Source organism: Microbacterium cucumeris (assembly GCF_058349845.2).
Genome location: NZ_JBYRIZ020000006.1, coordinates 126552 through 144634, shown reverse-complemented (window position 1 = coordinate 144634; position 18083 = coordinate 126552). Strand labels below are relative to the sequence as shown.

The 18083-nt window shown below is 72.9% G+C and carries 14 protein-coding genes; 3 read left to right on the top strand and 11 right to left on the bottom strand.

Going from position 1 to position 18083, the window contains the following annotated elements; translation table 11 throughout:
• Window positions 1-20 precede the first annotated feature (20 nt).
• Both AC3RXZ_RS15920 and AC3RXZ_RS15915 read left to right on the top strand, forming a co-directional pair.
• Window positions 21-1229 (top strand): cation:proton antiporter, encoded by a 1209-nt coding sequence (locus AC3RXZ_RS15920; protein ID WP_491494659.1) that lies wholly within the window; start codon window positions 21-23, stop codon window positions 1227-1229.
• A complete protein-coding gene (locus AC3RXZ_RS15915; RefSeq protein WP_243229712.1) occupies window positions 1229-1681 on the top strand; it encodes a glutaminase in 453 nt (150 codons plus the stop codon). Before AC3RXZ_RS15920 ends, AC3RXZ_RS15915 begins: the two co-directional genes overlap by 1 nt.
• Before the next feature lie 136 nt (window positions 1682-1817).
• On the opposite strand, the gene AC3RXZ_RS15910 is transcribed toward AC3RXZ_RS15915, so the two are convergent.
• The 6 genes from AC3RXZ_RS15910 to AC3RXZ_RS15885 all read right to left on the bottom strand — a co-directional run bounded on the left by AC3RXZ_RS15910 (window position 1818) and on the right by AC3RXZ_RS15885 (window position 10324).
• Window positions 1818-2534, bottom strand: coding sequence for a glutamine amidotransferase-related protein (locus tag AC3RXZ_RS15910; protein WP_491494658.1), 717 nt, complete (start codon window positions 2532-2534; stop codon window positions 1818-1820).
• Between the two features lie 64 nt (window positions 2535-2598).
• Window positions 2599-3405: a LysR substrate-binding domain-containing protein gene (locus AC3RXZ_RS15905; RefSeq protein WP_491494657.1), complete on the bottom strand. Its 807-nt coding sequence runs from the start codon at window positions 3403-3405 to the stop codon at window positions 2599-2601.
• 201 nt (window positions 3406-3606) lie between these two features.
• Window positions 3607-4014 (bottom strand): transferase, encoded by a 408-nt coding sequence (locus AC3RXZ_RS15900; RefSeq protein WP_243229715.1) that lies wholly within the window; start codon window positions 4012-4014, stop codon window positions 3607-3609.
• A 79-nt stretch (window positions 4015-4093) separates the two neighbouring features.
• Entirely contained in the window at window positions 4094-4867 is a 774-nt protein-coding gene (locus tag AC3RXZ_RS15895; RefSeq protein WP_491494656.1) for a DNA-formamidopyrimidine glycosylase family protein, read from the bottom strand.
• Entirely contained in the window at window positions 4860-5606 is a 747-nt protein-coding gene (locus tag AC3RXZ_RS15890) for an EI24 domain-containing protein (protein WP_243229717.1), read from the bottom strand. Before AC3RXZ_RS15890 ends, AC3RXZ_RS15895 begins: the two co-directional genes overlap by 8 nt.
• Window positions 5607-5659: 53 nt before the next feature.
• Window positions 5660-10324, bottom strand: a complete 4665-nt coding sequence (locus AC3RXZ_RS15885) for an ATP-dependent helicase (RefSeq protein ID WP_491494655.1) — start codon at window positions 10322-10324, stop codon at window positions 5660-5662.
• A 68-nt stretch (window positions 10325-10392) separates the two neighbouring features.
• Between AC3RXZ_RS15885 and AC3RXZ_RS15880 the strand changes: the two genes are divergently transcribed.
• Entirely contained in the window at window positions 10393-10809 is a 417-nt protein-coding gene (locus AC3RXZ_RS15880) for a DUF6157 family protein (RefSeq protein WP_243229719.1), read from the top strand.
• Between the two features lie 15 nt (window positions 10810-10824).
• Here AC3RXZ_RS15880 and AC3RXZ_RS15875 read toward each other — a convergent pair whose 3' ends face one another.
• The 5 genes from AC3RXZ_RS15875 to AC3RXZ_RS15855 form a co-directional block, all read right to left on the bottom strand.
• Entirely contained in the window at window positions 10825-12144 is a 1320-nt protein-coding gene (locus tag AC3RXZ_RS15875; protein WP_243229720.1) for a CHAT domain-containing protein, read from the bottom strand.
• Complete coding sequence (locus AC3RXZ_RS15870) at window positions 12141-13793, bottom strand: tetratricopeptide repeat protein (RefSeq protein WP_491494654.1); 1653 nt, start codon at window positions 13791-13793, stop codon at window positions 12141-12143. Before AC3RXZ_RS15870 ends, AC3RXZ_RS15875 begins: the two co-directional genes overlap by 4 nt.
• Entirely contained in the window at window positions 13790-14884 is a 1095-nt protein-coding gene (locus AC3RXZ_RS15865) for a hypothetical protein (RefSeq protein ID WP_491494653.1), read from the bottom strand. Before AC3RXZ_RS15865 ends, AC3RXZ_RS15870 begins: the two co-directional genes overlap by 4 nt.
• A complete protein-coding gene (locus AC3RXZ_RS15860; RefSeq protein WP_491494652.1) occupies window positions 14881-16191 on the bottom strand; it encodes a hypothetical protein in 1311 nt (436 codons plus the stop codon). The genes AC3RXZ_RS15865 and AC3RXZ_RS15860 overlap by 4 nt, the downstream gene beginning before the upstream one ends.
• 154 nt (window positions 16192-16345) lie before the next feature.
• Entirely contained in the window at window positions 16346-17998 is a 1653-nt protein-coding gene (locus AC3RXZ_RS15855) for an ABC-F family ATP-binding cassette domain-containing protein (protein WP_491494651.1), read from the bottom strand.
• Window positions 17999-18083 lie beyond the last annotated feature (85 nt).

The following is an 18083-nucleotide window of genomic DNA, read 5'->3' as shown; positions in this document are numbered from 1 at the left end:
GGTGCCGATACTCTGACTCCGTGAACGCGAGCGAAGCCGGTCTCATCCTCGTCCCTCTGATGGCGGTGCTCGCGCCCCTGTTCGCACGCGGCGTGCGACCGGTGCTGCGCGTCCCGGTGATCGTGTTCGAGCTCGTTCTCGGCATCCTGATCGGACCCGCGGTGCTCGGCTGGGTCGACACCGGTGAGGTACTCGACAAGCTCAGCGAGTTCGGCCTGGCGATGCTGTTCTTCATCGCGGGGTCGGAGATCGACTTCCGTCGTCTCGCGGGGAAGCCGCTCGTGCGGGCGTCGCTCGGCTGGGTCCTGAGCGTGGTGCTGGGCATCGGGCTGGGCTTCTTCTTCGCACCGGGCGAGGGGATGGTCGTGATCGGCATCGCGCTGAGCTCGACGGCGCTGGGCACGCTGATGCCGATCCTGCGGGATGCCGGGGAGCTGTCCACGCCCTTCGGGCGCACGGTCACGGCGATCGGGGCGGTCGGGGAGTTCCTGCCGCTGATCGCCATCTCGATCTTCCTGAGCACGCGGACCACCTGGGTCGCGACCGCGGTGCTCCTCACCTTCGTCGTGCTCGCCGCGATCGTCGTCGTCATCGCGCATCGGACCCCGCACGGGCGGCTGCACGCGTTCCTGCGCGCGACGCTGCACACGTCCGATCAGTTCGGCATCCGCTTCGTGCTGCTGCTCATCGCGGCTCTTGTGGCGCTCAGCGTGATCCTCGACCTCGACATGCTGCTGGGTGCGTTCGTCGCCGGAGCGGTCTGGCGCATCATCATGGCGCGGGCGCCGAAGGAGGATGCCGAGGAGATCGAGAGCAAGATCGAGGCGATCGCGTTCGGCTTCCTCGTGCCGATCTTCTTCCTCTACACCGGCATCACCTACGACCTGGAGGCGCTGCTCTCCTCGCCCGAGGCGATCGCGCTCGTCCCCGTCTTCCTCGTCGCTCTGCTGGTGTTCCGCGGCGCGGCCGCCCAGTTCTCGGCGCCGGCCGGCGCCGGCCTGCGCGAACGCTCGGCGCTGGCGCTGCTGTCCGCCACGGGCCTGCCCATCATCGTGGCGGTGACGGCGATCGGAGTGGAGCAGGGGATGCTCGAATCCGGCATCGCGGCCGCGCTCGTCGGTGCCGGGATGCTGTCAGTGCTGCTGTATCCGCTCATCGCGATGTCGCTGCGCGGCGATGCGGCGCGGCTCGCGGCCGCCGAGAAGAACGCGCCTGTCAGCGAGCTGTGATGTCGGCATCCGCGCTTCTGGAGCAGGCTCGCACGGCGCTCGCCGGCGTGCGCAAGGAAGGCCTCGGCGAGGAGCGGCACTCCCGGTTCCGCGGCGACCGCATCGTGCGGGTCGGTGAGGCCTGGCACGTCGGAGTGCTGCTGCTGACGGACGATGCGGCGCTCGCGACGGCGGAAGTGCTGCGTGCCGCCGATGCCGGCCGCCGGGGCTACACGGCCGAATCGGCGCGGGAACGGGCGGTCCGCCGCGAGTGGGCGCTGCGAGGCGGGTTCGGAGAGGGCGAGGTGGCCCATGTCGGATGGAGCGTCATCGACGTGGATGCCGTGGATGCCGGCGGATCCTCGGGTCCGCTCTCGATGATCGACGGCGTCCCGCACGTGAGATGGTCGGCATCCGGAGCCTTCATGCCCCTGGAGGCATACCTCCGCGACCAGCTCTCCCTCCTGACCTGACGCCGCCCCCGCCCCGCCCCACCGCGGCTCGCGAGACTTGGTTTGTGGAGCGAGACTTGGTCAGGTGAGCCAAGTCTCACCCAGCAGGCCAAGTCTCACGGCGAGGCGACGTCTCACGGCGAGGCGACGTCTCACGTCAGGCGAACGTCGCGGCGAAGCGGGCGAGGAGCGCCTCGCCCTCGGTCACGGTCGCCGCCAGGACGCGCTGCTGGACCGCGTCGAACGCATTCGCGTCGAAGTAGCCCTTGGTGCGGTAGAAGGTCATGCGCTCGGCGAAGTCGGCGGGACTCGGCTCCGGGTGGAACTGCGTCGCGTACAGATGCGTGCCGACCCGGTACGCCTGCACCGGGCACGCATCCCCCTCCGCCAGCAGCTCGGCGGTCGGCGGGGTCTGCGCCGCGGACTCCTTGTGCGCCGTGAACACGTGCAGCTCCGGACCGCTCGGGCCGAAGATCGGGTCGTGCCGGGCGGCCTCGGTCGCACGGATGGTCACGGCGGAAGCGGATTCCGGGTGGTCCACCGTGACGATGCCGCCCAGCATCCTCGTCACGACGCCGATGCCGTAGCAGGTGAACAGCGCGGCGGTGCCGCCGTCGATCGCTGCGGCGGCGATCCGCTCGAGATCGGACTCCACGCGCCGCTGCTCGGCGGTCGGGGCGGGGTCGGTGACATTCAGCGGAGAGCCGCCGATCACGATCCCGCGGTGGCCGGTGACCGTAGCGGGATCCAGCGGGGCGGTGAGCAGATCCAGCCGGTCGAGCTCGGCGACGCCGAGGCCCCGACGGAACGACGCGTACTCCGCATCGGCCGCGGCCCGCTCCGGGCGCACGCTGATGTAGAGAAGCGAGGCCATCCGGCGATTCTAGCCAGTCCGCGACCGTCGGCACGGCGCGTGTCCGACGTTGACGGACGCCCCCTCAACGGGAGGAGTTCGCCGTGCGGCCGCGGACGATGCCGACGAAGACCGCGACGTCGTCGTTCTCGGGCTCCCGGGTCCACGCGAAGGCCACGGTCGAGACCGGACCGCCGCGCAGCACCCGGAATTCGACGTCCTTGCGGTGGTGCAGTCGCGCCAGCGACATCGGGACGACAGCGATGCCGACTCCGGTCGCGACGGTGGCGATCAGGTCGGCAGTCGTCGGGACGGCGCCGGCGACGGCGGCTGTCGTGCCGGGAAGATCGAGTGCGAGGACGTCCTCCTCCGAACGGAGCAGCACCTCGCCGTCGAGATCGGCCGCGTCCAGCTCGTCCGCCGCGAGCAGGTGCGAGTCGACGGATGCCACCACCACCGGCAGCTCCTCGTAGAGCGGGATCACGTGCAGCTCGGCATCCTCGATCGGAAGCCGCACGAGCGCCGCGTCGAGGCCGCGCAGAGCCTCGCGCTGTCCGGCGACGGCGATCGGAACCAGCTCCAGCGGGACGTGCGGCATGCGCTGCTTCCAGGTGTCGATCCACTTGCCGGGGGTCGCGCCGGGGATCGCCCCCAGCCGGAAGCTGCGCGGTTCGGATCCGGCGGATGCGGGCACGCTCTGCCCCGCGCGGGATGGTGTCCGTTCGTCGCGCGACGGCCTCTGAGCCTTCGCAGCTGCGGCCTTCTTCGCGGAGGTCTTCTTCGCCGTCCCGTTCTTCGCGGAGGTCTTGTTCGCGGGCGCGCGGCCGGCCGGCGTGCGGCGACGTGCACCGCCCGCGCGTCCGCCTCGTGCGCCGTTCCCCGCTTTCGCCACGCCCCCAGGCTACTCGGTGCGCTCGAGGCATCGCCCCCGCGACGGACTGGGCGAGCGTCTCAGCGTGCGCGGCCGACCATCGCGGACGCGAGCTGAAGCCCTCTCGTCGTGTACGCCGCCAACCGTGTCATACGAGGAACCGCTTCGCGCACGAGAGAACTCGGACCGTTCCTCTCGCGGCGTCGCTCGCTCTCACGACGGTCAGGCCGCGAGCCAGAGGCCCTTTCGGTCGGTGGCGATCGTGAGGCCCGCGGCGACCGTCTCGTCGTCGCCGATGCGGGACCCGCGCACGATGCGCGCTCCGGCGCCGACCTCGGTGCGGACGCCGATGTGCGCCCCGGCGCCCACGGCGGCACCCTGTCCGATGTGCGCGTGCGCGTCGATGGAGGCGTTCTCGCCGATCACGGCATCCGGCTCCACCCAGGCGCCGCGGGCGACCTTCGCCCCCGCGCCCACGCGCGCACCCGGTTCGATATAGGCGCCGGCCTCGATGATCGCCATCGGGTGCACCTTCGCGCCGTGCGCGACGAGGCCGCGGCCGTTGGCGTGCTTGCGGTAGCGCAGCGTCTCGCCCTGGTCGTCCTCGATATCGATGTAGTTCTTGCCCACGTTTCCTCCCGTTCCGGAGACTCCCGGATATATCAACAACCGCGGAAGGGGCGATTTCATTCCCGCAGCGGGATGATCGTCATCTCTGGCAGCGTGGACACCAGAACGTGACGCGCTCGCGGGTCGGATCCGCGCCCTGCTCACCCCGCAGGATGAGCGTTCCGCAGCGCCGGCATGGGCGGCCGGCGCGTCCGTACACCCAGTCCGTCTCACCGCGCCGGGCGACGCCGGTGAAGGTGCGGTCGACGCGATCGCGATTGGCGCGGATCGTCCGCACCCCGAGGGCGAGCAGGGCGCCGGCATCGACCTCGGCGGCCGGCGTCGTGGGCAGGATCCCCCGCAGGAACAGCAGTTCGGCGGCGTACTCGTTTCCGAAGCCCGCGACGTTGCGCTGATCGAGCAGGGCGACATGGATGCTGCGCGAGTCCGCTCTCAGCCGTCGGGCGGCTTCCTCGGCATCCCAGGACGGACCCAACGGATCGGGGCCCAGGTGATCGAGGAACCGGTCCTCGTCCCGTGTCGGAAGCAGCTGCACCTCCGCGAGGTCCACGCCGACCGCTTCGCGCCGCGCGGTGCCGACGACGGCGCGTACGCGGAACGCCGGATGCCGCCACTTCTCGCCCGGGCGGTACAGGTACCACGCGCCCTCCATCCGCAGATGGGAATGCAGCGTGTGCTCGCCGACGCGCAGCAGCAGATGCTTGCCGCGCGAGACGCATCCGTGCACGGTGCGTCCGGTCAGATCCGCGGTGGCCGCCTGGGGGACCCGCAGGTCGAAGCGCGTGACGGTCTGCCCGGCGAGGGCGGCGTCCAGGCGACGTGCCGTCCGGAAGACCGTGTCGCCCTCAGGCATCCGCTGTCTCCGCGGGGTGCTCGACCAGCGACCGTGCGAGCATCGTCGACCCGGCGACGGCCGCCGGCATGGTGATGATGGCGCCCAGCGGCACCAGGAAGCACAGCTGGGTCGCGACGCCGAAGCCGAGCACGCGAGCCCGGCGGACGGAGAGCAGTTCCGACCGCGACGAGGCCGACAGGCCGCGCGCGTCGAAGGCGCGGCCCGTGAGCTCCCGGGCGAGCAGGCGTCCGCTGAGGACGACACCCGTCACGGAGGCGAGGAGGCCGCCGACGAGGGGGAGGAACCCGATCGCGAGGGTCAGGAGGGCGACGAGGACGCCCAGGGCGATCAGTCGGATGCCTTCGCCCACGGTTGCCCAGAATCCGGTCTCTCCCGTCGGTTCCGTGCCGTATTCGCGTTCGACTCCGCGCCAGATCCGCTGGTAGAACGGGTCGCCGATCGTGAGCGTAAGGGCGGTGAAGACGGCGCCCGCGAGCGCGAGCGCGGCGATGAACATCACGATGCCGAGGCTCACGCGCAGGATCTCGCGCCACGGCGTGACCCAGCCGTCGGCGAACGGCGTCGCCCAGTCCGTGAGGATGCCGAGGCTCAGGCCGAAGGGGATCAGCGCCGCGGCGAGGAGCAGGAAGGCGAGGAACGCGGGGAGCAGGCCGAGCGCCATGAGGCCGGGGCGCACGCTCCAGAACCGGAATCCCTTCAGGAGCATCCCGATTCCGATCCCGAACTCCCGCACCATCCCTCCAGCGTAGAGGGCGGCCCGGACGTCGACGCGTCCGACGCCGGGCTGTCTCACACGGCTTTGCGCAGTGTGTAGCCGCGCGGCGTGGCGACGAAGCCGGCCTCTTGGAGTGCGGTCGCGAAGGCGGTTCCGTACACCGGCTCGCCGTTAACCTTCTCGACCGTCAGGGTCTCGAGCCGGCGGGCGCGCGAGGTCGCGGCGAGATCGGATGCCGCGGCACGCAGCGTCTCCTCGTTCTCGTCGAAGGCGAGCACCGTGCGGCCACCGCGTTCGAGGTACAGCACGAGCGCGCCGTCCACGAGCACGACGAGGCCGCCGGCCTTGCGGCCGGGGCGGTGGGAGACGCCGTCGCGCCGCGGCCAGGGGAGCGCGGCCCCGTACGGATTCGCCGGGTCCGTCGCGGCGAGGGTGACCGCATGGCGCGGAGGAGGGTCGGCGAGCCCGGCGAAGGTCCGCAGGCGGTCGACCGTCGTGGACGCCGCGAACTGCGCCGCCCCGAGCTTCTCGATCACGTACCCGCGGCGGCAGTGCCCAGCCTCCTCGAACCCCGCGAGCACCCGGTACACCTGGGCGAAGCCGCCCGGAACGCCCTCGGACTGTGCAGAGCCGCGCGTGACGACGCCGTACCGGTCCAGCAGCAGTCCGGCGGTCACCGTGGCGCGGCGCGCCGGGTCCGTCTCGCCGGCCGGAAGCAGCGACCAGCGCCCTCCCGTGATCGTCGGACGCGCCGTCGACCCCCCGAACGACACGCCCCGGTACGTGCGTGCGCGCGGGGCGCGCCGCACGGCCTTGTGCGCCTGCGATCCGCCGGCGAGCAGCTGCCGCACCGGCGCGAACGTGTCGTTCGTGACGCGTCCCGACCAGGTCAGCGCCCACAGCGCGTCGAGGACCGACTGCTCGTTCTCCGCCCCGACCCGGTCGCGCAGATGCGCGGCGAACGAAGCGCCTCCCGCACCGAGGGCCCCGAGAAGTCGGGCTTCGAGCGAGTCCGGGGCGATCTCGGTCTCATCGGGGTCGGGCAGCGTGAAGGGAGCCAGGTCGACCGGGTGCAGCGAGACCCAGCCGTCACGGCCGGGGAGCGTCCCGTGCCCCGCCCAGACGACCTCGCCGTTGGCGGTCAGCTCGTCGAGCAGCGCGGGGGAGTAGTCCCGCACGCGGGACGGCAGGACGAGGGATTCCCAGGCGCTCGCCGGGATCGGCACGCCCGCGAGCTGCTCGATCACCGCGAGCACGCCGTCGAGTCCTTCCAACGGACGGGACAGATGCTGCCAGTCCGGGAGGAACCGGGCGAACGCCGCCGGCTCCACGGGTTCCACGCTGCCGCGGATCGCGGCGAGCGAGCGCATCCGCAGGCGTCGGAGCACCTCGGTGTCGCACCACTCGGGACCCGCGTCGGGGGCCGCCTCGGCGGTGGACAGGAAGTAGCCGCTGCTGAGGCGCCCTGCGCTCTCGAGCCGCTGCAGGGTGTGCCGCGCCACGGCCGTTCCGATGCCGAAGCGGGTGGCGACGGCGTCCGTCGTGAACGGGCCGTGGGTGCGCGCATGGCGCGCGACCAGATCGCCGAGCGGATCGGCGACGGGCTCCAGGAACGCCACCGGGATGCCGGTCGGAAGGGCGACGCCGAGGGCGTCCCGCAGACGCGCGGCGTCCTCGATCGCGGCGATGCGCGCAACGCCGCCGACGGTCACCGCGATCGCGCGGCGGGCCGCGACGAGGTCGTCGAGGTGAGCGGATGCCGCAGCACGTCGCGCGGGCGTCGCGACGGCGTCCGCGGCGTCGCGTTCGCTCGACGGACCGGTGTCGTCGGCCGCGTCGTCCTCGTCCGCCAGGCGCTCCGCCACCTCCGCGGCATCCAGGGGCCCGAGCATCCGCAGCAGGTCGGCGACGCCCTCGAGGCCGCGGGTGCGGCGGGCCGGGTCGAGCCGCTGGGCCTCGCGCTCGAACTGCGCGATGACGTCCGGATCGAGCAGCTCGCGCATCTCCACCGTGCCGAGCAGTTCGCCCAGGAGCGCCGGGTCGACGGAGAGCGCCGCGGCCCGTCGCTCCGCGAGCGGCGAATCGCCCTCGTACATGAACGCGCCGACGTAGCCGAACAGCAGGTCTCTGGCATAGGGCGACGGCTGCGCCGGCTCGGTCTCGATGAGCCGCACGCGCCGGTCGGCGATCCAGCTTGCGAGTCGGCGCAGCGACGGCAGGTCGTAGACGTCCTGCAGCACTTCGCGCAGCGTCTCGAGGATGACGGGGAACGTGGGGTGACGACGTGCGACCTCCAGCAGCTGCGCGGAGCGCTGGCGCTGCTGCCAGAGCGGGGTGCGGCGGTTGGGATTCGTGCGCGGCATGAGCAGCGCCCGCGCGGCGCACTCGCGGAACCGGGAGGCGAACAGCGCCGAACCCCCGACCTCCTCCGTCACCAGCTGCTCCAGCTCGTCGGGGTCGAAGACGAACAGCTCCGCCCCTGGCGGCTCGCTCTCGGCATCCGGGATCCGCACGATGATCCCGTCATCGCTCGCGACCGCCGACCCCTCGACGCCCAGCCGCTCCCGGACGCGGGCGTTGATCGCCAGCGCCCAGGGCGCGTGCACCTTCATTCCGTACGGGGAATGAAGGATGACGCGCCAGTCGCCCACCTCGTCATGACCGCGCTCGACCGTGAGCGTCCGGTCGGTCGGCAAGGTCCCCGTGGCGGCGCGCTGCTCGGTCAGGTGGGCCATGAGGTTGTCGCGGGCGAGAGCGTCGAGCCCGGCATCCATCAGGCGCTGCGTCGCCTTCGCGGGCTCCGCGGTGGAGACCTCGCGCGAGAAGGCGCCCAGCGCCTCGCCGAGCTCGAAGGGTCGGCCGATGCCGTCGCCGTGCCAGAACGGCACGCGCCCCGGCTGGCCGTAGGCGGGGATGACGTTGACGCGATCGTGCGTGATCTCCGCGATCCGCCAGCTCGTCGTGCCGAGCGTGAACACGTCGCCGACGCGGGACTCGTAGACCATCTCCTCGTCGAGCTCGCCGACGCGCGCTCCAGTCGACTCGCCGGCGACGAAGACGCCGAACAGACCGCGATCCGGGATCGTCCCGCCGCTGGTGACCGCGATGCGCTGGGCCCCAGGGCGTCCGGTGAGCGTCCCGGCGTCGCGGTCCCACACCAGCCGCGGGCGCAGCTCGGCGAACTCGTCGGACGGGAAGCGTCCGGCGAGCAGATCCAGCGTGGCCTCATAGGCCGAGCGCGGCAGGGACTGGAACGGCGCCGAGCGGCGGACCGTCTCGAACCAGTCCTCGACGCCGATCGGATCGATCGCGCACGCGGCGACCGTCTGCTGGGCGAGGATGTCGAGCGGGTTGCGCGGCACGGCGATCGCCTCGATCCTGCCGGCCAACATCCGTTCCGTCACGATCGCGGTGTGCAGCACGTCTCCACGGTGCTTGGGGAACAGCGCGGCGCGGCTGACCTCCCCGACCTGGTGGCCCGCGCGTCCGACGCGCTGCAGTCCGGATGCCGCGGAGGGCGGCGCCTCGACCTGGATGACGAGATCGACCGCTCCCATGTCGATGCCGAGTTCGAGGCTGCTGGTCGCCACGACGCAGCGCAGGACGCCGGACTTCAGCTCTTCTTCGACCTGTGCGCGCTGCTCCTTCGACACCGACCCGTGGTGCGCCTTGGCGAGCACAGGGTCGGCGCCCGCGGTGGTTCCGCCCTGAGCGGGCATCTGCGCGGGGACGCGCCGTGCCGCAGCGGGCGGCGGGCTCTCGCCCATGCGCTCGGCATAGATCTCGTTGAGCCGGCCGGTGAGCCGCTCGGCGAGTCGGCGCGAGTTCGCGAACACGATGGTCGAGTTGTTCTGCAGGATGCGATCGACGATCGCCTCCTCGACATGCGGCCAGACCGATCCGGTGACCTCGGAGTACTCGGCGGGCTCGCCGTCGACGGGGGGCGGCGCTCCGGGCGGTGCCGGCGGGTTGGTCATGTCCTCGATCGGTACCACCACGCCGAGCTCGAAGGTCTTGCTCGCGCGCGGTGCGACGATCTCGACCGGCTCGGAGCCGCCGAGGAACCGGGCGACCTCGTCGATCGGGCGCACGGTCGCCGACAGGCCGATGCGCTGCGCCGGACCTTCGGCCCCCCGCGCGCGCCGCAGGGCGTCCAGCCGTTCGAGGCTGACGGCCAGGTGCGCGCCGCGCTTGGTCGCGGCGACCGCGTGCACCTCGTCGATGATGACCGTGTGCACGCCGCGCAGCGTCTCGCCCGCTCGGCTGGTGAGCATGAGGTACAGCGACTCCGGCGTCGTGATGAGGATGTCCGGTGGATCGGCGACCAGCTTGCGGCGGTCGCTCGAGGTGGTGTCGCCGGAGCGCACCCCGACCGTGACGGACGGGGCGGGGATGCCGAGTCGCCTGGCCGACTGCCCGATGCCGACCAGCGGGGAGCGGAGGTTGCGCTCGACGTCGACGCCCAGCGCCTTCAGCGGCGAGATGTAGAGCACGCGCGTCCGCGGGAGGCCCTCGTCCGTCGATCCGGATGCCGTCTCCGTCCGCTCCCGGAAGATGCTGTCGATCGCCCACAGGAAAGCCGACAGCGTCTTGCCCGATCCGGTCGGCGCGACGACGAGCGCGTGCTTGCCGGCCGAGATCGCGTCCCAGGCGCCGGCCTGCGCGGCGGTGGGTGCGGCGAAGGCGCCGCGGAACCAGTCCTGGGTCGCCGGCGTGAAGCGTTCGAGCACATCGCCCATCCCTCCATCATGGTCCGTGCCCCGGACATCGGGTCGACGATGTCGGCGGCACGCGGCATCCTGAGAGCATGGCGACGCACACGACGAACTATCGCGCGACGTTCATCGAGGTCGCCGAGGACTGTCCGACCGACCACGCGACCGAGCCGCCAGCAGGCGATCCGCCGACGATCGCGGCGCTGCAGTACCGGCTGATCGCCGAGGAGCCGTACGCGCACACGTCCGATGACGTCGTCTTCGCGGTCCACGCACTGCGTCGGGGTATGGACCCGGACGATTCCGCCGCGCGGGAGGAGTTCTTCTCGAAGGGACAGCCGTGCCTGCGGTCCTCGCCGCTCGGCAAGCGCTACGGCTGGGGGATCCTCAGCGACGAGCAGGGGCGTGTCGCGCTCGTGGCGCGCGAGTCCCAGACGTACGCGGCGCTGGCCGCCGATCCCGCCCTCGGGCACACCAGGGCCATGCGGTCGCGACGCGCTCCGCGCTGAGTCGTCCGCGGCGGCTCAGCGCGGAGCCGCCGGGGCCCACGCGGTCGCCAGCGCCCCCCAGATGACCGGAGAGAACCGCGGATCGCCGGTCGCGGTCCAGCGCCGCCTCTGCTCTCGCTGCCAGGCACCGAGGGCCGCGACCGGATCCGAGGCCTCGTGCGCGGCGTCCACCGCGATGACGGCCTCGCTCAGCATCCCCTCTGCATCGCCCCGAAGATCGGTGCCGAAACGGGCGAGACCCGCTTCGGTGGGCAGTGTCCACCGGGTCGCGGTGACGTACTCCGCTCCGCGGTGCACGAAGGCGGCGGTGAGGCCAGTCGGCTCGGCGAAGCGCGCATCGCCGCCGGAATCGCATGCGATCAGCGCGACGCGGTTCGGTGCGTCGAGGGGGTCGAGACCGGGTGCGCCGAGGGCGATGTCGGCGGCGGTGTACGGGCGGTGGGGGCCCAGCGGCTGGGCCAGCCCGGGGGAGCCCAGGCCGTCGGACAGATGCATGCGCGCATCGAGAGCATGCGTCGACGCCGTCACATGGCCCACGTACAGGAGGCGTCCGGCGTCGGCCGCGGCATCCGCGAGCGCGGCGCGATCGATGTCCGCCCGGCGGAACGCGTCTCCGGCGGGTCGCACCCGGTCGCCGAGGCGCCGCACCATCGCGGCCAGCGGCGCGTCCGGCGCGACCGGACCCAGGACGCTGCCGAGATCGCTGTGCGCCGGGAAGCCGGGGACCACAGGATCCAGCACCGCGGCCACCGGGGCGCCAGGCCGCCACGGCGGCGCCACGCGGCGTGCGGGGTCGTTGCGCAGCGTCGCGGGCAGCAGCACCGAGACGTCGACCATGTCGATGCCGCGCTCGCCGTCGGACGTGCTGAGCAGCTCCCACGGCAGGTGCGACGTCGACGGCGACAGTTGCACGCGCAGGTGCGGCCGCAGGCCGGCCGCCTCGAGGACGTTCAGCTCCGCGCCCAGCCACGCCGGGACGAGTGCGGCGGTCAGCGTCTCGGCCAGCCGCTGCTCGCGTTCGAGGTCCATCAGCGGGCCTTTGGACAACGCCCGCACCAGGGCCTGCTCACCGCTCTCCCCGGGCAACGGAGTCGGCACGGCCAGGGCGAGGGCCTCCAGCGCGGGCGCCACGAGTCGGCGCTCGATGACCGTCATGCGAGGCGAGTCGGGCTGATGGTCCCAGATCCAGTTGACGAACAGGTCGTCGCCGTCGACATAGCGCAACCGCGCGCGCGGAGCGCGTCCGGCGGGGAGATCGCGCAGCACCTGCTCGGCGTCGATGCGCTGCGGAACGCGCACCGGCCCCAGATGCTTCAGGTCGCGCCAGTTCCTCACCAGGACACCACCGCATGGGCCGAGCGGATCGTCACGCCGTACTCCTCCTCCGCCGCGCGGATGTGCTCCTCGAGCACGGGCGGCCGGCCGGGGATCGCCACGACGCGCGGCGGCGGTGCGAACCGCAGCCCCGCCGTGGAGGAACCCTGATCGGCGACGAAGCCGGATGCCGCCGCCGGCAGCAGCTCCGCGGCCTCGGCCGTGGCCGGGTCCGGCTCGACCGGTGCGAGCACGCGGAGAGCCGGATCGGGCACGTGCGCGTCGGGGTCCGCCGCGGCATCCTGCGCCTCGATCGACTCGGCCAGCAGGGTCGCCGAGGCCGAGGCGTTCTCGATGAGCGCGAACAGCGTCTCACCGTCCCCGAGCGCGACGGCCAGACGGAACGCGAGTTCGCGCGCCGGTGCGGCCACCTGCAGGCTCCAGCGCTCGCGCACCGGACCCGGTGCGAAGTCCCCGCGCAGCGCCTCCGTCGTCAGCAGCACGGGGACGGCGAGCCGCAGACCCTCGGTGAGCCGCTCGACGCGCGTGCGGGGTCGAGGCGTGACGCTCGCCCACTCGGCGTGCATCTCGGCGCGCCGCAGGTTGACCCGGCAGCGCTCGTGCGCCGACCGTGTGAGATCCCGCGCGGTGCGGTACGCCTCGTCGGCGACGGCGAATCGACCGCGCCGGGACTCGGCGTCGCCGAGGAATCCCCAGGCCTCCCGTCGTTCGTGCACATCCGCGGCCGGATCCATGTCGGCGATCAGCTCGCGCAGGCGCCGGGCGGCACGAGCCGGGTTGCCGGACTGCAGATACACCGCCGCGAGTCCGGTCCTGGCCGCGGCGAGGCGGGTGCGGAGCCCAGCCGCCTTCGCGAGTTCCGTCGCCCGGAGGAAGGCCTCCTCGGCCTCGTCGAGCCGGCCCTGCTGCATCGCCACGCGGGCGCGGTTCTCGGCGAGGAGCTGGGTGCCGACAGCATCCGCGCTCTCCCCCTGCAGACCGTCGGCGATGCGCATGTACTCCCACGCGGCCTGCTCGTCGCCGGTGCGCTGCGCGATCGCGCCGAGATTCACGTACACGTGGATGGCGAGGCGGGGGTCGACCGCGAGGGCCGCGGTCAGTGCCCGCTGGGCCTCCGCCTCCGCCTCGTGCAGTCGTCCGAGGCCGATCAGCAGGCCCGTGCGGGTGTTGCGGGAGGAGAAACGCAGCAGGGGCTCCTGCCCCACGTCGTACGCGTCGAGCACGCCCTCGGCGGCATCGATCTGGGTCAGCGCGTCGTCGACCCGATCCAGCAGGGCGAGGCTCTGCGCCCGCGCGAGCATGCCGTTGACGAGCACGGTCCGTGTGCCGTGCTCATCGCCCAGCCGGCTCAGGACGTCGGACGCCGTGGCCACCGCGGCCTCCGTGAGACGCACGGCGTCGGCGGCGGATCCGGTCATCTCCAGCGCCGCGGCGAGGTTCAGCTGCACGCGCGCCCGCAGGTCCCATCCGGAGGGATCGTCCGTGTCCTCGAGAGCGGACAGCGTCTCGCGCAGCAGGTCCTGCGCCGCCGCCGCGTCGCCCGCGTGCAGGAGCTCCGCCGCGGCGTTGTTGCGGTCGCGCAAGGCGTGCCATCTCGGCGGGAGGGGCGTGCGTCCCTGGACCGCGCGCGGGTCGCGACCGCTCGTCATCGCAGAGCCCCGGCCGTGCGCTCGGCGAGGCTCGTCTCGGGATCGGTCCGTCGACCGGCGGCGTAGGCCAGCGCGGCCTGTCGTGCCTCCGGCGATTCCGCGGGGCCGGGGACCGACGTCATCCGCACGTCTCTCACCCAGAGCACGCGCTCCTCGATGGGCAGCAGGGCGACGGATGCCGGGACCTCCGTCGATCCGCGCAGCACCGTGCCGTCCACCTCGAGCCGCACGTCGATGCCCCGCTCCTCGGGGCCGAACCGCGCGCGGAGATCGGCGGGATCCGCGCCGGGCACGGGGGCGACTTCGACGGTCAGCACCGCCTGTCCGCCGACATGGCGCAGCGACCAGGTCGCCTCGGCATCCGCGGCGACGGACTGCGGCGCGACGTCTGCCCAGCTGACCGGAGCGCTGCCGTGCGCGATCTCGACGCCCGAGGCGGCGCTGACGGATCCGCCCGCCGCCAGGGCCCACGAATCGCGTGCTGCCGCGACGGGGCGCAGCACGACGCCGTGATCCTCGGCGAGGTCCGAGAGCGCAGCGGAGAGCGCCTCCGCCTCGCCTGCGAACCGCGCCGGAACGCGCTCCAGGGCGCTCGGCGCATCCGCGGCCTCGGCGAGCGCGCGCTCCGTCGCCTCCTCATCGTCCAGCAGGTGGTCGACGCGGTGCGCGGCGAGGGCGATCTCGGCGGCCAGCAGCCCGGTGTCGAGCGCCGGCACGGAGCCTCCCGCGGGCCACCAGCGCGCGGCCCACCCCAGCAGCGCGAGCGTGCGCACCGGGCCGGTCAGCTCGGCGCTGTCGCCGAGGACGATCGCGGCGGGTTCGGCGGAGGCCTCCGTGCGGCGATCGACGTCCGCGACGGCAGCGGCCACGCCCGGCCCGTAGACGTCGGCGAGCCATTCGGCCGCCTGGTCCGGGGCGTGCACCACGGCATCCGGGAAGCGTCCGGGCGGAACGCTCCAGGCCAGCAGTGCTCCACGCGCCTCGATCAGCGCGGTCGTGAAGGGCTCCGCGGGTCCCGCCGTCTGGTCCACCGGCCCCGGCGACGGCCCGACGAGGGCACGGTCGCCGTCGATGCGGATGCCGATCCTCACGCCGCCCCCTCCTGCTCGCGCCCCAGCGCCGCCTTCAGGCGGTGACGCTGGTCCATGATGACAGATCGCAGGACGCCGTCGAGCGTGTCCCAGAGATCGGCTGCCGCGGTCTCGGTGCCGCGCAGCTCGCGCCCGTGCAACCGCACCCACAGCCGGCGCAGATATCCCTGGCGCACCGCGTGCACGTCGGCGGCGATCGCCTCCGGGACGCCGCTCGTGGCGGATGGCATCCGGAGCACACGGCGCACATACGCCTCGCGCTGCCAGCGGTCCCGCAGATGCCGGTGCGCGGCGGTCGGACGGAGCAGGTCCGCCGGCTCGAGCGCATGCGAGGCCTCCGCGCCGAGCAGCATGACGACCCGGGCGGATTCGGACGCCAGTTCCCAGGGCGCGGCGCACCGGGCGACCTCGTCGTGAAGGATGTCCTCGGCGTCGCGGCCCACGTCCGCCGGCGCCCCGCCCGCGAGGGCGGCGAACAGCCGCTCGAACACGGACCGATCGAACGGCCGTGGCAGATCGCGCTTGGACGCCGTCGATCCGAGGTGGGGGACCGGGACGTCGTCGTGCTCCGTGAGCCCGAGGAGCCGGGCGGCGCCGGGATCGGCGAGAGCACCGGCTGCGGAGGTCCCGGCGCTCTCGTCGACGAGGATGGCGAAGTCCGCGCCCGACCGCCCGTTCGTCGCGCACGCCTCCAGGACGGCCGCCACACGCGGCGCATCGACGGAGACGGTGTCACTGGTGCGCCGCGCGCTCCAGGCCGCCGCGAGCCGTGCCTCCAGCTCCGCCGCCGCGGACGGATCGAGGAGCACCTCCCGGATGCGGCTCAGGATCGACGCGCCGTCCGCCTGGGCGATCTCCGCCACGGTCGCCGTGGCGATCTCGTGCGTCGTGGGATCGTCCGCGTCCGGTGTGCCCTCGGTGCGGGCGAGCTCGAAGCAGCGCTGGAAGTAGCGCTCCTGCGGGTTGCCGTCCGTGATGCCGAGCGCGCGTCGCGCACTCTTGAGGATCGCGAACCACTCCGCCGTCGCGGAGAGGTCCTCCGCCGCAGCCCCGATGCGCGCCGACAGCTCGCGCGCCGCAGCCGGTGACAGGGACGAACCCGCCAGGTGCGGGTTCTGCACGGGACGGATCACGAGCGGCTCGAGGATGAGCTTGACGGTGCGGGCCAGGGGACGGCCGCTGCCGTTGCTGAGGCCGGCGATGGACGGGCCGAGACCGGCCCACGCCTGGGCGATCACCTGTGCGCGCGGGACGCGCGCGTCCGTGCCGATCGCCGCGGACGTCGACAGCTCCGGTGACGCGCCCATAGCGCTCAACTCTATCCAGGCCCGCCGGCGGCGGGCGCGAGCACGGGCAGGTTCGCGGGTCGACGTCCGGCTGCCGGTCTCTATCCAGGCCCGCCGGCGGCGGGCGCGAGCACGGGCAGGTCGAGGTCCGGGTGCCGGTTGCTATCGAGGCCTCTCAGCTCACCTGCACCAGCGCCCCTTCCTCGTCGATCTCGAGCGTGAGATCGAGGTCGAGCCGCTCGAGGAACGCGTCGTCGTGGCTGACGACGAGCACCGCGCCGCGGTAGGCGCGCAGCGCCTCGACGAGCTGATCGACCGTGTCCAGGTCGAGGTTGTTCGTCGGCTCGTCGAGCACCACCAGGTGCGGCGGGGGATCGGCGAGCAGCAGCTTCGCCAGAGCCGCTCGGAACCGTTCGCCCCCGGAGAGCGCGCCCACCGGACGGTCGGTCGTCCCGCCGCGGATCAGGAAGCGCGCGAGGCGGTTGCGCAGCTCCTTCTCTCCGATCCCCGGCGCGCTCGCCGCGATGTTGTCGAACACCGAGCGCGTCTCGTCGAGCCCGTCGATGCGCTGCGGCAGGTACCCGATCCGATCGGTGTGGGCGCGAGCTCGCAGAACGGCGGGCTTCTCGCAGGAATCCGCCGGATCGCTGCGAGATCCGTGCTGTTCTGTGAGATCCGTGCCGGAGGCGACCAGCCGCTCGAGCAGCGTGGTCTTTCCCGCGCCGTTGCGTCCGATCAGCGCGACGCGCTCGGGTCCCTGCACGATCCACTCGCGCTCGCCGTCGCCGATCGTCAGGATGCGGCGGCTGCGCGAGACCAGCGGATCGGGCAGCTCGATCTTCATCGAGTCGTCCGAGCGCACGCGCCGGCCCGCCGCGTCGAGGGCCTCGCGGGCCACCGCCTCCTTCTCGGCGACCTCCGTGCGTAGCTTCCCGGCCGAGACCTGGGCCGCGCGCTTGCGACCGTTCATGATGATCTTCGGGACGCGCTTCTCCTCGAAGGCCTTGCGCCCCATCTGGGCGCGGGTGGCGAGCTTGGACTCGGCCTCGATGCGCTGACGCTTCTCCTTCTTCAGGGTCTGCGCGGCATCGCGCTCGGCCTGCCTGGCGGCATCCTGCTCGGCATCCAGCCATGCGCGCCAGGCGGAGTACGGCCCGCCGAACACGCTCAACGTGTGCGCGTACAGCTCGGCGGTGTCGTCCATGAGCTCGAGCAGCGCGAGGTCGTGGCTGACGACGATCAGCGTGCCCTTCCAGGAGCGCACCATGTCGGCCAGCTTCGCCCTGGCATCGCGGTCGAGGTTGTTCGTCGGCTCGTCGAGAAGCGTGATCGGCGCGCGTCGCAGGCGGATGCCGGCGATCGCGACGAGCACGGCCTCACCGCCCGAGAGCTCCCCGACCCGGCGGTCCAGGAACGAAGGATCGAGGCCGGCCTCCGCGAGGGACGCCGCGGCCCGCGCCTCGATGTCCCAGTCGTCGCCCACCGCGTCGAAATGCGCGGGGTCGACGTCTCCGGACTCGATGGCGCGGACGGCGTCGAGGGCGTCGGCGATGCCGAGGAGCTCGGCGACCCTCCGCCCGGTGTCGAGCGTCAGCCGCTGCGGAAGGTACGCGACCTCGTCGCTGGTGCTGATCGTGCCGGAGGTCGGTGCGAGCTCGCCGGCGATGAGCCGCAGCATCGTGGACTTGCCGGAGCCGTTGCGTCCGACGAGGCCGGTGCGTCCGGCGCCGAAGGATCCGGACACCGCGTCCAGGGCGATCGAGCCGTCTGGCCAGGTGAACGTGACGCGGTCGAGAGTGACCGATGCGTGAAGGGTCGGGGTTGACATGGTGTCTCCTGTCGAGTGCGGGGTGCACTGACACCGGGGCTCCTCGCCCCCGGGCCGTCGGGGGCCGCGAAAGGGAGATCCCCGG

Excerpts from the sequence above, each read along its gene's own strand:
- AC3RXZ_RS15915 (WP_243229712.1), top strand. The coding sequence starts at position 1,229 with ATGTCGGCATCCGCGCTTCTGGAGCAGGCTCGCACGGCGCTCGCCGGC.
- AC3RXZ_RS15910 (WP_491494658.1), bottom strand. The coding sequence starts at position 2,534 with ATGGCCTCGCTTCTCTACATCAGCGTGCGCCCGGAGCGGGCCGCGGCC.
- AC3RXZ_RS15895 (WP_491494656.1), bottom strand. The coding sequence starts at position 4,867 with ATGCCTGAGGGCGACACGGTCTTCCGGACGGCACGTCGCCTGGACGCC.
- AC3RXZ_RS15890 (WP_243229717.1), bottom strand. The coding sequence starts at position 5,606 with ATGGTGCGGGAGTTCGGGATCGGAATCGGGATGCTCCTGAAGGGATTC.
- AC3RXZ_RS15885 (WP_491494655.1), bottom strand. The coding sequence starts at position 10,324 with ATGGGCGATGTGCTCGAACGCTTCACGCCGGCGACCCAGGACTGGTTC.
- AC3RXZ_RS15880 (WP_243229719.1), top strand. The coding sequence starts at position 10,393 with ATGGCGACGCACACGACGAACTATCGCGCGACGTTCATCGAGGTCGCC.
- AC3RXZ_RS15870 (WP_491494654.1), bottom strand. The coding sequence starts at position 13,793 with ATGACGAGCGGTCGCGACCCGCGCGCGGTCCAGGGACGCACGCCCCTC.
- AC3RXZ_RS15860 (WP_491494652.1), bottom strand. The coding sequence starts at position 16,191 with ATGGGCGCGTCACCGGAGCTGTCGACGTCCGCGGCGATCGGCACGGAC.
- AC3RXZ_RS15855 (WP_491494651.1), bottom strand. The coding sequence starts at position 17,998 with ATGTCAACCCCGACCCTTCACGCATCGGTCACTCTCGACCGCGTCACG.